The following is a 13,079-nucleotide window of genomic DNA, read 5'->3' as shown; positions in this document are numbered from 1 at the left end:
GAGCGACCACTCGATGGTCCCGAATCCCATTGGAGATTGTCATGGCATTGCAAACCTTTGCATTTAACTCGATCGGCGCCGGCATCCGGGCCAATCTCGGCACGACCGACGACGTGATCGTCAACGCGGGCGTCACGGTCAGCCGCACCGACGGCGTCGGCTTTTTCGACCGCGCCATCGTCGGCACCGGCAGCAATCACACCGCCGAAATCGAAGGCACCGTTTCGGCCGGCGGCGGCGTGATCGATCTCGGTGATTCCCAGTCAGCCGACAGCAACAACGAAGTGCTGTTGTCGAGCACGGCCAAGATCCGCAGTTCCGACCACTACGGCCTGCGCATCCGCAGCTTCGACAGCCTGATCGACAATGCCGGCAGCGTCGTTGGCGAGAGCTTCGGCGTCATCATCGGCGGCATCAACGACACGACGACGAGCTCGATCGTCAATTCCGGCACCATTACCGGAAAGAACGACGACGGCATCACGCGCTTCAACCCGTCGACCGAGAAGCTGACGATCTTCAACACCGGCACGATCAACGGCGACGTCTTCGCCTTCGACGCCAACGGCACGACGGCGGTGGAGGAGATCCGCAACAAGGGTCTCATGAACGGCGACATCGACCTGGAGGGCGGCAACGACCTCTTCAACACGGCCGGCGGCGGCAAGATTGTCGGCACGGTCTTCGGCGGCGACGGCATCGATACCCTGAAGGGCGGCAATTTCAAGGATTTCTTCGACGGCGGCGCCGGCGATGACATCATGAACGGCGCACTGCTGCACGACACGCTCGACGGCGGTGCCGGCAACGACACCATCAAGGGCGGCAAGGGCAAGGACACGCTGATCGGCGGCCTCGACAAGGACATCCTGACCGGCGGTCTCGGCCGCGACCTGTTCGTGTTCGAGACGATCAACGACAGCAAGCAGGTTCCCGCACAGCGCGACCTCATCACCGACTTCTTCCGCGGTCAGGCCGACAAGATCGACCTGTCCCTCATCGATGCCAGCACGTCGACGGCCGGCGACCAGGCCTTCACGTTCCTCGGCAAGGATGCCTTCAGCGGCGAGGAGGGCCAGGTGCGCTACAAGATCGTCGGCGGCCAGACCCGCGTGCTTGCCGATCTGGATGGCGACGAAGTGGCCGATCTGGTCTTTTCGATCGACAAGGCGTTCGACATCAAGGAAACCGACTTCATCCTCTGATCGATGCCATCCTCCCATCGCGAACGCGTCGGCATTGCCGGCGCGTTCGTCGTTCCGGCAGTCCCCAGGCCACGTCATCAAACTGTTGCGCGAAGCGGCTAATGCAGCCGAAACCTCAGGGGATGACACCGCCATGACCGAACTCGCACCCGATGCCGGCTACCGCAAGAACCGGAAACTGAAGACAGCGCTGCTCCAGCACAAGCCGCTCTCGGCGAGCGGCCTTTCCGAACGCCTCTTCGGGCTGCTTTTCTCGGGTCTCGTCTATCCGCAGATATGGGAGGATCCGGCCGTCGACATCGATGCCATGGCGCTCGCCCCCGGCCACCGCATCGTGACCATCGGTTCAGGCGGCTGCAACATGCTCGCCTATCTCAGCCGCTCGCCGGCCCGCATCGACGTCGTCGACCTCAATCCGCACCACATCGCGCTCAATCGCCTGAAGCTTGCGGTCTTCCGCCACATGCCGTCCCACGCGGATGTCGTGCGTTTCCTGTCCGGCCAAGTCACGGTCACCAACCGCCAGACCTACGAGCTCTTCATCGAGCCGAAGCTCGACGCCGCGACGCAGCAGTACTGGAGCAGCCGCGACCTCTTCGGCCGCCGGCGCATCGGCGTCTTCAACCGGAACATCTATCGCACCGGCCTGCTCGGCCGCTTCATCACCCTCGGCCACGTGATGGCGCGGCTGCATGGCGTCGATCCGCGGGAATTTGCCGAGACGCGCTCGATGCGCGAGCAGCGGCAGTTCTTCGACACCCGCATCGCGCCGCTCTTCGACCGGCCGCTCATCCGCTGGATGACCTCCCGCAAGGCGTCGCTCTTCGGCCTCGGTATTCCGCCGCAGCAGTTCGACGAACTGGCGAGCCTCAGCGACGGCAAGTCACTGGCCCCGGTGCTGCGCCAGCGGCTCGAAAAGCTCACCTGCCATTTCCCGCTGCGCGACAACTATTTCGCCTGGCAGGCCTTCGCACGCCGCTATCCGCTGCCGCACGAGGGCAGCCTGCCGGACTATCTCGCGGAAGCGAATTACGAACGCATCCGCGACAACAGCACCAATGTCGCGGTGCACCATGCGAACTTCACCGAGCTGCTTGCCGGCAAGCCGGCGAACTCCGTCGACCGCTTCGTCCTGCTCGACGCACAGGACTGGATGACCGACGCGCAGCTCAATGCATTGTGGAGCGAGATCAGCCGCACGGCAACCGACGGCGCAATCGTGATCTTCCGCACGGCCGCCGAAGCCAGCATCCTCGAGGGCCGGGTCTCCGGAGCAGTGCTCGACCTGTGGGACTACGACCGCGACCGGTCGCGTGCGCTCGGCGCGCGCGACCGGTCGGCGATCTACGGCGGCTTCCACATCTATCGCAAGAAGGGCTGACGATGGCGCTTCCGGACCCGGCCCCCATCGATGCGGCACATGCTCGCCGCATGGACCGCATGTATCGCTACCAGCGCCACATCTACGATGCGACGCGGAAATATTACCTGCTCGGCCGGGACGGCGTGATCGCCCGCCTCGCGCCGCCGGCGGGCGGCAGCGTTCTCGAGGTCGCCTGCGGAACGGGCCGCAACCTTGAGAAGATCGCGCGCCGCTACCCCGGGGCGCGCCTCTTCGGCTTCGACATATCCGCGGAGATGCTGGCAACGGCCGAGCGGAAGTTTTCCGGCCGCGCCCGCCTGCCCGGCCTGCGGGTCCTCGACGCGACGACCTTCACTGCGTCGGACTTCGGCGTCAGCGGGTTCGACCGAATCGTCGTCTCCTACGCCCTCTCCATGATCCCCGACTGGGAGCAGGCCATCGATCGCGCGGTCGATGCACTCAATCCCGGCGGATCGCTGCATGTCGTCGATTTCGGCCAGCAGGAGAATCTGCCGGCGGCGTTCCGCCGCTCGCTGCATCTCTGGCTCTCCAGGTTCCACGTCACGCCGCGCGCCGGCCTCAAATCCGTGCTCGAAGCGGCCGCGTCCCGCCGCGGCGCGGCACTGGATTTCCGCAAGGTGGCCGGCGGCTACGCCTGGGTCGCGACGATCACGATTGCGCGAGCGATCTGACGGCCCTCTTTCGGTGGCAATCATCACCTAGTCCTGTTCGCGGAACCGGATCGCATTCCGCGCGTTCCGGCGACATCGCGGGGGAGTTCATTCCCGCGCGACTTGCGACCGAAGGCACCCGGAGTTCTTTACCGTCCAGCGGACGGCGTGGGATGCCGAATTGCACAGGAGACATGCCATGAAATTCCTATTGTTCGGCACGGCGATGCTCGCCGCAACGACGCTGTCAGCGCGCGCCGCCGATATGGCGGTTGCCGAACCGCCCACCGAGGCGCCGATCACCGAGGTAAGCGGCATCTACGACTGGAACGGCTTCTATGTCGGCGGCAACGTCGGCTACGGCTGGACGGACGGCGATTTCAGCGCCGGCGGCGCCTCGTCCGATCCCAGTCTCGACGGCTGGCTCGCCGGGCTGCATGCCGGCTACAACTACCAGAGCGGAAACTGGGTCGGTGGCGTCGAAGCCGACATCAAGCACGACTTCAACGACCAGCGCTTCGGCGTTGCCGGCACGCCCTACGAAGCACAGACGGAATGGGGCGGCTCCGTTCGCGCCCGTGCGGGTTACGCCTTCGACCGCACGCTTCTCTATGCGACGGGCGGCTGGGCCTTTACCAACGCGGAGGTCACGAACCGCACGACCGGCGACGACGATTCGAAGACACTGCATGGCTGGACGATCGGCGCCGGCGTCGAGCACGCCATCACCGACAACATGACGGGCAGGCTCGAATACCGCTACACCGACTACCAGGACAAGCGCATCAACGGCGTCAAGACGGATCTCGACAGCAATGCCGTCATGATGGGCGTCAGCTGGAAGTTCTGATCCTTCGGGGAGGCAGGCGAGCCTCCCCGTTCGCCCCGCAGCAGATTGATCCCAGGTTGTTCCCGCAAGGGTTCGCGCAAGGCGTGCGGCCCCTTTACCGATGCGCCCGTGTCAGGCACTATCAGAACGATCTAAGACACGGGACATTCATGCGTCGGCTGATTCTGGCACTCCTGCCCCTCGCCCTTCTTGCGGCCGCGTGCTCGACCACCGATTACGATCTCGTATCCACCGCCGCGATCCCGCCGCGCTTCGAGGACAAGGATCCGCAGGATTTCGGCGCCCGCACGCCGCACAACCACCCTATCCACGGCATCGACGTCTCCAAATGGAACGGCGACATCGACTGGCAGGCGGTGAGGACGTCCGGCGTTTCCTTCGTCTTCGCCAAGTCGACGGAAGGCACGGACCGACTGGATGCACGGTTCCATGACTACTGGCGCGGCGCGCGGGCGGCCGGCATCCCCACCGCCGCCTACCACTTCTACTATTTCTGCTCGACGGCGGACGACCAGGCGGACTGGTTCATCCGCAACGTGCCCAGGGAAGCGGTGCAACTGCCGCCGGTACTCGATGCCGAATGGAACAGCCATTCGCCGACCTGCAAGACGCGACCCGACCCGGCAACCGTGCGAAGCGAATTGCAGCGTTTCCTCGACCGGCTGGAGGCGCACTACGGCAAGCGGCCGATCATCTACACGACGGTCGATTTCCACCGCGACAATCTCGTCGGTCATTTCGAGGGCCATCACTTCTGGCTTCGTTCGGTCGCCGACCATCCGGAAAACATCTACGCCACGCGGCGCTGGGCATTCTGGCAATATACGTCGACCGGTGTGGTGCCGGGCATTTCGGGAGACACCGACATCAATGTCTTCGCAGGGTCGCCCAAGTCCTGGCAGAAATGGATGACGGCCTACACAAAGTAGCAGCGTCGATCGCCGGCCGGCGTCGGAGACACCCGAAAGAACAACGCATCCTCATCTTTTTCTTGCTTCGGTCACAATCTTCTGAGAGAGCCGGACCACAACCCCTCATTACGGAGCATCCGATGGCCAAAGCGCGCATCCTTACGTTGGCGGCAGCGACGCTGGCCCTGCTTTCAGCGGGGTCCGCATGGGCGCAAAGCCCTGCCTGCGGCGGCGATCTGCAGACCTTTCTTGCCGGCGTCAGGGCCGAGGCGGTCGCCGCCGGCATCCCCGCGGCGGCCGTCGACCAGGCGCTTGCCGGCGCCGCGATCGACCAGAAGGTGCTGTCGCGCGACCGCGCGCAAGGCGTGTTCCGCCAGACCTTCCTCGAGTTTTCCCGCCGGACGGTAAGCCAGGCGCGCCTCGACATCGGCCGCGCCAAGCTCAACGAGCTTTCGTCGGTCTTCCAGCGCGCCGAACAGGAATTCGGCGTGCCCGGTCCCGTCATCGCCGCCTTCTGGGCGATGGAAACCGACTTCGGCGTCGTGCAGGGCGATTTCAACACGCGCAACGCCCTGGTGACGCTTGCGCATGACTGCCGTCGCCCCGAGCTTTTCCGTCCGCAGCTCATCGCCGCCATCCGCATGGTCGAGCACGGCGACCTCGACCCGCGCGGCACGACGGGCGCCTGGGCCGGCGAAGTCGGCCAGGTGCAGATGCTGCCCGAGGACATCATCGCCTTTGGCGTGGACGGCGACGGCGATGGCCATGTCAACGTCAAGGCAAGCTCGCCGGATGCCATCCTGACCGCTGCCAAATTTATCCAGCATCTCGGCTTCAAGCGCGGCGAGCCCTGGATCCAGGAAGTGACACTGCCCGAGAGCCTGCCTTTCGAGAAGACCGGCCTGCAGCCCGGCATGACCGCCGGCGACTGGTTTGCCCTTGGCGTCGCGCCGCGCGACGGCGACACCTCCTTTGCCAGCCTCGGCGCCTCGCTGGTTCTGCCGCAGGGCCGAATGGGGCCGGCCTTCATCACCTACCCGAACTTCAACATCTACCTCGAATGGAACCAGTCCTTCATCTACACGACGTCGGCCGCCTATTTCGCGACGCGGCTCGCCGGCGCGCCGCCTTATGCCAGGGGCGAGCCCGAGCAGGGTCTCGGCGACGAGCAGATGAAGGCGCTTCAGGTAAAGCTGCAGGGCCTCGGCCATGACGTCGGCAAGATCGACGGCATTCTCGGATCGGGCACCCGTGCTGCGATCCAGAAGGAGCAGTTGCGGCTCGGCGTGCCGGCCGACGGCTGGGCAACCCCCGCGCTTCTCAATGCGCTCTGACGGCATCGGCAGCAGGCGCTTCAAAGCTCCTGGTGCCGTTGCCGGCGCCCCTTGCGCAGCGCCTTGCGCACGGCCCTGTAGCGCACCTTGACCGCCCAGACCGCGTCCAGGACCAGGATGCGCTGGCGCCCGACCACCTGGAACTCCCGGGCATAGGCGATGGCGATCGCTTCTCGATAGGTCTCGAGATGCGTCGACGCCATGTTCTCCAGCCGATGCATGACGGCCGTCCAGAACGGCGACAGAAGCAGGGTGACGGCGGTGATGGCGATGGCGACCCGATAGTTGTCGTAGCCGAGCGCGCCGACCGAGAACCCGGCGGACGCCAGGACGAAGGAGAACTCGCCGATCTGCGCCATCGACAGGCCGGCCACCAGCGCCGTCTGCTGCGAGGCGCCGGTCCGCCGCAGCAGGAAGACGTTGAGCACCGTCTTCGCCGCGATGACGACGAGCGACACCGCGAGCACGCCCCAAAGGTTGCCCCAGATGAAGTCGAGATCGATCAGCAGTCCGATCGACAGGAAGAAGGCGACGAGCAATACGCTCTGGATCGGTTCGATGACCGGGATCACGCGGCTCCTGAGATTGGTGTTGCCGACGACGAGACCGGACAGGAACGCGCCATAGGCAGCCGAAAGCCCGAGGGCACCGGAGAGCGCCGCCGCGATGAAGCAGATGGCGAGCGAGCCAAGCGCCAGAATCTCGATCTTGTCCTGCACCGCTTCCGCAAAGGGGATCCGGAGCTTGTTGTGCCGGCCGAACCACCAGAGCAGGCCGCCGAGCAGCGCGAGGGCAATCACCGTCTTCGTGACGAGCGCCGCAATGCGGGTCTCCTCGCCGCCGAGGCTCGTGACGAAGATGAGCATGGGCACGACCGCGATGTCCTGCGCGATCAGCACGCCGACCGCGATACGGCCCGCCTCGGCGCGCAGCACTCCCATCTCGTCCAGCATCTTCATCGCGACCACCGTCGAGGACATGGCGAAGATGAAGCCGAGGATGATCGCCTCGGCCACGGTCGAATCCAGGAGATAGCCCGCCGCCGCCCCGACGAGGAGCGCCACCGCGATCTGGCTGCCGGCGACGAGAAGCGCCTGCCGGAGCGACAGGATGAAGGCCTTGATCGACAGTTCCATGCCGATGAAGAAGAGGAGGACGACCACGCCCATCTCCGCCAGCAGCGCGACGTTTTCCGACGAGCCGATCGCCCCTAGTCCCGTCGGGCCGAGCGCGACGCCGGCCAGGATGAAACCGACGAGCGGCGGCTGCCGCAGCCAGAGGAACAGGAGGCCGAGCAGCGCCGCCACGCCGATGACGAGGGCGATCGGGACCATCGAGGGGCCGTGCGCGGCGGACTCGGCGATGCTGTGCGTGATGAACGGGTCGGTGTGCATTTCGGCCATGATGCGGAATTCGGGTGGCAACGCAAGAACTTGCGCGATATGCCAAGCAGACGTCCCGAATGCGGCAGCAAGAGGTCAGCAGAATGAATTCGACGACACCCGCGGTCCGGCCGCAACCCCTCATGGACGCCGGCACCTGGACGCTTCTCCTCCTCCTCGGGCTGATCTGGGGCGGGTCGTTCTTTTTCGCCAAGGTCGCGGTCGCCGAGGTGCCGCCGGCGACCCTCGTCCTGCTGCGCCTCGGTCTCGCGGCGCTGGCGCTTCACCTCTTTCTCGCCGGGCGCCACGGCCTCTATCCGATCTTCGCGGCCCGCTGGCGCGAATTCGCCGTCATGGGCCTCTTCAACAACGCCCTGCCCCACATGATGATCTTCACCGGCCAGACGCAAATCGGCGCCGGGCTTGCCGCGATCCTCAATGCGACGACGCCGATCTTCACCGTGCTCATCGCCAACCGGCTGACGGAGGACGAGAAGATGACGCCCGCCAAGATCGCGGGCTGTCTTCTGGGCTTTGCCGGAACAGTGGTGCTGATCGGGCCGAGTGCGCTGGCACCGCTTGCCGGGGGAACGGACGGGCCGCCGCTCTGGGCGGTGTTGCTGCCGCTTGCCGCAGCTGCGAGCTACGGACTTGCCGGCACCTACGGCAAACGCTTCCGCGACATACCGCCGCCCGTCACCGCCACGGGACAGCTCACCGCATCGACCATCCTGATGCTGCCGGTTGCCCTCACGCTCGATACGCCGTGGAGCCTGCCGGTGCCGTCTGCCGGCGCGCTCGCCTGCGTGCTGGCGCTTGCCCTCGTCTCCACCGCCTTTGCCTATATCCTGTTCTTCCGCATCATGGCGCAGGCAGGCGCCACCAACACGTCCCTCGTGACGCTCCTCGTGCCGCCGAGCGCAATCCTTGCCGGTGTCGTCCTGCTCGGAGAGCAAATCAGCCTCTCGGCGGCAGCCGGCATGGTGCTCGTGCTCGCCGGCCTGGTCGTCCTCGACGGACGGCTGTTTCGGCGCTGACACGCGTCCGGCACGGCGCGAAAACCGAATCACGAATTATTTCAGGACATTGGAACCGGTGAAGTGCTGTGCCGTTTAGGAATGCACTTTGCACGCATTAACCAAAGCGGCGGTAGTGGGAAAAATTTGTGACGAGAAAATTACTCATTATATATCAAATACTTATCCATGTGGAAAACGCACATGCCCGTGGGGGTTTCCGCAGTGCAGCACAATATCGGCTTTTCAAGGACGGCTTAACGGACGTAATATCCGCCCCGTAACGCAAGGAGGTAAGCCATGGGACTCACACATTCCTTGAATGTTCTGATGATCAGTGCAGCGTTCCTCTTCGTCGCCACGATGCTTTTCATTTGAGGCGACGGCGCCACTCCCGCTTCGGGCGGGACAACAAAAAACAAGAAACAGCCACCGAAGTTCGTAGAAAACGCATGGCTCCGAAATGGCGCCATGCGTTTTCATTTGTGGTCCGGCCCGATCTCCGGCCGCTCGAAAGGCTCAGGCCGCGGCGCCGGTGGCCGCCCTGCCGCGATGGCTGACGCCGCTCCGCGGAAACCCGACGGCATCGCAGACGGCGCTGACGAGCTGCGAGCGGTTCATCGTGTAGAAATGGAATTCCGTGACGCCGAGCGCGATCAGCCCGCGCACCTGCTCGGCAGCGAGGTCGGCGGCAACCCTGGCGCGCTCCTCCGGATCGTCGTCGATCGGACCAAGCCGGGCCGCAAGCCAGGCCGGCACGCTCGCACCGCAGAGGCCGGCAAATTTCTGCACCTGCGCGAGATTGTGCACCGGCAGGATGCCGGGCACGATGGGGATGGTGATGCCGGCGGCCTCGACCCGCTCCCGGTAGCGCGCGAAATCGTCGTTTTCGAAGAAGAACTGCGTCAGTGCCCGGGTGGCGCCCGCATCGACCTTGCGTTTCAACATGTCGATGTCGGCCGCGACGTCCGGGCTTTCGGGATGCTTTTCCGGATAAGCGGAGACGGATATCTCAAAATCGCCGAGCGCGCTGAGCCCGCCGGCAAGCTCCGCCGCGTTGGCATAACCGCCGGGAAACGGCGTGTAGGCCGCCCCGGCGCCGCCCGCGGGATCGCCGCGGAGCGCCACGAAATGCCGGACGCCCACGGCCCGGAATTCGTCCACGACCGCGTGAACCTCATCCTTCGTCGCACCGACGCAGGTCAGGTGCGAGGCGGCGTTGAGCGGCGTCTCGCGCAGGAGCCGCGCCACGGTGCTGAGCGTCGGCGCCTTGGTCGACCCTCCTGCACCATAGGTCACCGACACGAAATGCGGCGCATAGCCGGCGAGCACGTCGGCCGTTCGCCAGAGCTGCTCGGCCGCCTCCTCCGTCTTCGGCGGAAAGAACTCGAAGGAGAGCCTGATGTCCCCTGCCTTTGCCGGTCCCGTCATCTCACGCCCTCCCGCCGGTTGCCACATTATTGAGTGTTTCCATCGCGCCGACCGCGCCGGCGGGCCGCTGGTCCCGCGCCAGCCAGAGCGTCACCGTCAGGCCGGTGTCGCTCTTTTCGGCCGGCGGCAGGTCGGTGACATCCTCGACACGCAGGCCGGCCTTTTCGAGCCAGTCGCGCATGATCTCGTGCGAGAAGCCGAGGCGCACATGCGCGTGGTCGTCGCGCAGATATTCGAGGCCGTGCGGCGCGAGATCGATGATCACCAGCCGGCCGCCCGGGCGCAGCATGCGCGCCGCCTCGGCGATGGCCGCCTCCGGCTCCTGCAGGAAGTGCAACACCTGGTGCACCGTGACGATGTCGAACTCGTCGCGCTCCAGCGGCAGGTTGAAGATGTCACCGTGCCGGATCGCCGCCCGGGTGATGCCGGCCCGGTCGAGATTGGCGCGGGCGACGGCCAGCATGTCGCGGCTCGCATCGACCCCCACGCCGCGGCGATAGAGACCGTCGAAAAGCTGCAGGATGCGCCCCGTACCGGTGCCGAGATCGAGAAAGGCATCGACCGGCGCCGGGCCGACAAGGTCCTTGAGCGCGCTTTCCACCTTCGCCTCGCTGACGTGAAGCTGGCGCAGCGCGTCCCATTCCGCCGCATTGCGGCTGAAATAGGCCTGCGCCTTCTCCGAACGCAGGCGCTTCAGCGCCGCGAGCCGCTCGCCGTCCCGCTGCAGCACCGCGTCGCCGGCATCCGTGGTCTCCAGCAGCCGCCGCACGACGGCAACGGGACCGTCGTCCTGCCTGAGGCGGAAATAGGCCCAGGCGCCCTCCTGGTAGCGGTCGATCAGCGCCGCCTCCGCCAGGAGCTTCAGATGCCGGGAGATGCGCGGCTGGGACTGGCCGAGGATGTCGGTCAGGTCGCTGACCGTCAGGTCGCCGCGCGCGAGCAGCGCAAGCAGGCGGAACCGCGTCGGCTCGCCCGCGGCTTTCAGTACTTCGACCAGATCCTCAAGGCCCAGAGCATTCATTCGGTCACCGCGCGACTGATTTAATCACATAAAGATATGTTTATGTGATTAAATCAAATGAGGCAAGTGCTTTGTGTGAAGGAACGCGCGCCCCGCGCGCACGACGGCGGGAGCCATACCCATCATGCCACCGTCGCAAACAAAGAAAAACCCCGGCGGACCGGGGTTTGAAACGAGCTGTGCCCCGACCGGAGGACGGAACCCGGCTCGCGGATCAACGGTCAGCGCGTCAGCCGCTTGTAGGTGACCCGCTTCGGGTTGACCGAATCCGGGCCGAGGCGGCGGATCTTGTCCTTCTCGTAGTCCTCGAAATTGCCCTCGAACCATTCGACCTGGCTGTCGCCCTCGAAGGCGAGGATATGGGTGGCGAGGCGGTCGAGGAACATGCGGTCGTGCGAGATGATGACGGCGCAGCCGGCGAAATTCTCCAGCGCGTCCTCGAGCGCTGCCAGCGTCTCGGTGTCGAGGTCGTTGGTCGGTTCGTCGAGCAGGATGACATTGCCGCCCGCCTTCAGCATCTTGGCAAGATGCACCCGGTTGCGCTGGCCGCCCGACAGCGTGCCGACCTTCTGCTGCTGGTCGCCGCCCTTGAAGTTGAAGGCGCCGCAATAGGCGCGGCTGTTGACCTCGTGCTTGCCGAGCTTGATGACGTCGTTGCCGCCGGAGATCTCCTCCCACACGGTCTTGTTGCCGTCGAGCGAGTCGCGGCTCTGGTCGACATAACCGAGATCGACCGTCTCGCCGATGGTGATCGCGCCGTTGTCGGGCTTCTCCTGCCCGGTGATCATGCGGAAGAGCGTCGACTTGCCGGCACCGTTCGGACCGATGACGCCGACAATGCCGCCCGGCGGCAGCTTGAAGCTCAGGCCGTCGATCAGCAGCTGGTCGCCATAGCCCTTCGACAGGTTCTCGGCCTCGATGACGACCTGGCCGAGACGCTCGCCGACCGGGATGACGATCTGCGCATCGCCGGGCCGGCGATCGGCCGCCGCCTGCACCAGTTCGTCATAGGCGCGGATGCGGGCCTTCGACTTCGCCTGGCGCGCCTTGGGGCTCGAGGCGATCCATTCCTGTTCGCGCGTCAGCGCCTTCTGGCGGGCCGCCTCCTCGCGGCCTTCCTGGTGCATGCGCTTGGCCTTCGCCTGCAGATAGGCCGAATAGTTGCCCTCATAGGGAATGCCGCGGCCGCGGTCGAGCTCGAGGATCCACCCCGTGACATTGTCGAGGAAGTAGCGGTCGTGGGTGATCATCAGCACGGAGCCCGGATATTCGCGCAGGTGTTTTTCGAGCCAGGCGATCGTCTCGGCATCGAGATGGTTGGTCGGCTCGTCGAGCAGCAGCAGGTCGGGCTGCGACAGAAGCAGCTTGCAGAGCGCGACGCGGCGCTTCTCGCCGCCCGAGAGATTGTCGACGGCGGCATCGCCCGGCGGGCAGCGCAGCGCGTCCATCGCCATCTCGACCTGGCTTTCGAGATCCCAGAGATTCTGGCTGTCGATGACGTCCTGCAGCTTGGCGCCCTCGTCCGCCGTCTCGTCGGAATAGTTCATCATCAGTTCGTTGTAGCGGTCGAGGATCGCCTTCTTGTCGGCAACGCCCTCCATGACGTTCTCGAGCACGGTCTTCGAGGCATCGAGCTGCGGTTCCTGCGGCAGGTAGCCGAGCGTCGCGCCGTCGGCGAGCCAGGCTTCGCCGGTGAACTCCTTGTCGAGGCCGGCCATGATGCGCAGCACCGTCGACTTGCCGGCGCCGTTCGGGCCGAGAATGCCGATCTTGGCATCCGGATAGAAGGACAGATGGATGTTCTCGAGGATCTTCTTGTTGCCGTAGGCCTTGTTGAGACCGGCCATGTGATAGATGAACTGACGTGCCATGCAAACGCGCTCCGCATCGGAAAA

At 65.3% G+C, this 13,079-nt stretch carries 11 protein-coding genes; 7 read left to right on the top strand and 4 right to left on the bottom strand.

Annotated features, from left to right (window positions below; all coding sequences use genetic code 11):
• Positions 1-41: 41 nt before the first annotated feature.
• The 6 genes from LXM94_RS05205 to LXM94_RS05180 all read left to right on the top strand — a co-directional run bounded on the left by LXM94_RS05205 (position 42) and on the right by LXM94_RS05180 (position 6,334).
• Positions 42-1,205 carry a calcium-binding protein gene (locus LXM94_RS05205; RefSeq protein WP_235770097.1) on the top strand — a complete coding sequence of 388 codons (1,164 nt, stop codon included), beginning with the start codon at positions 42-44 and terminating at the stop codon, positions 1,203-1,205.
• A gap of 133 nt (positions 1,206-1,338) precedes the next feature.
• Entirely contained in the window at positions 1,339-2,586 is a 1,248-nt protein-coding gene (locus LXM94_RS05200) for a DUF3419 family protein (RefSeq protein WP_235770096.1), read from the top strand.
• A gap of 2 nt (positions 2,587-2,588) precedes the next feature.
• Positions 2,589-3,260, top strand: coding sequence for a class I SAM-dependent methyltransferase (locus tag LXM94_RS05195; protein WP_235770095.1), 672 nt, complete (start codon positions 2,589-2,591; stop codon positions 3,258-3,260).
• A 178-nt stretch (positions 3,261-3,438) separates the two neighbouring features.
• On the top strand, positions 3,439-4,089 hold the full coding sequence (locus LXM94_RS05190; protein ID WP_235770094.1) for an outer membrane protein: 651 nt from the start codon (positions 3,439-3,441) through the stop codon (positions 4,087-4,089).
• A 149-nt stretch (positions 4,090-4,238) separates the two neighbouring features.
• Positions 4,239-5,018 (top strand): glycoside hydrolase family 25 protein, encoded by a 780-nt coding sequence (locus tag LXM94_RS05185; RefSeq protein WP_235770093.1) that lies wholly within the window; start codon positions 4,239-4,241, stop codon positions 5,016-5,018.
• Between the two features lie 122 nt (positions 5,019-5,140).
• Positions 5,141-6,334 (top strand): lytic murein transglycosylase, encoded by a 1,194-nt coding sequence (locus tag LXM94_RS05180; RefSeq protein WP_235770092.1) that lies wholly within the window; start codon positions 5,141-5,143, stop codon positions 6,332-6,334.
• A gap of 20 nt (positions 6,335-6,354) precedes the next feature.
• Here LXM94_RS05180 and LXM94_RS05175 read toward each other — a convergent pair whose 3' ends face one another.
• The gene (locus LXM94_RS05175; protein ID WP_235770091.1) at positions 6,355-7,737 is read right to left on the bottom strand and encodes a cation:proton antiporter; all 1,383 of its coding nucleotides are present in this window, start codon (positions 7,735-7,737) and stop codon (positions 6,355-6,357) included.
• A gap of 83 nt (positions 7,738-7,820) precedes the next feature.
• On the opposite strand from LXM94_RS05175, the gene LXM94_RS05170 reads away from it, so the two are divergent.
• Positions 7,821-8,753 (top strand): DMT family transporter, encoded by a 933-nt coding sequence (locus tag LXM94_RS05170; protein ID WP_235770090.1) that lies wholly within the window; start codon positions 7,821-7,823, stop codon positions 8,751-8,753.
• Positions 8,754-9,251: 498 nt separating this feature from the next.
• On the opposite strand, the gene metF is transcribed toward LXM94_RS05170, so the two are convergent.
• From metF to ettA, 3 genes are all read right to left on the bottom strand, one after another.
• Complete coding sequence (gene metF / locus LXM94_RS05165; RefSeq protein ID WP_235770089.1) at positions 9,252-10,163, bottom strand: methylenetetrahydrofolate reductase [NAD(P)H]; 912 nt, start codon at positions 10,161-10,163, stop codon at positions 9,252-9,254.
• 1 nt (position 10,164) lies between these two features.
• A complete protein-coding gene (locus LXM94_RS05160) occupies positions 10,165-11,184 on the bottom strand; it encodes an ArsR/SmtB family transcription factor (protein ID WP_235770088.1) in 1,020 nt (339 codons plus the stop codon).
• A gap of 221 nt (positions 11,185-11,405) precedes the next feature.
• On the bottom strand, positions 11,406-13,055 hold the full coding sequence (gene ettA, locus LXM94_RS05155) for an energy-dependent translational throttle protein EttA (protein WP_235770087.1): 1,650 nt from the start codon (positions 13,053-13,055) through the stop codon (positions 11,406-11,408).
• Between the last annotated feature and the right edge of the window lie 24 nt (positions 13,056-13,079).

Source organism: Rhizobium alarense, from assembly GCF_021555155.1.
In the GTDB taxonomy this organism is placed as follows: domain Bacteria; phylum Pseudomonadota; class Alphaproteobacteria; order Rhizobiales; family Rhizobiaceae; genus Rhizobium_D; species Rhizobium_D alarense.
The sequence above is the reverse complement of the archived record's forward strand: the minus strand, read 5'-3'. Positions and strand labels throughout refer to the sequence as shown.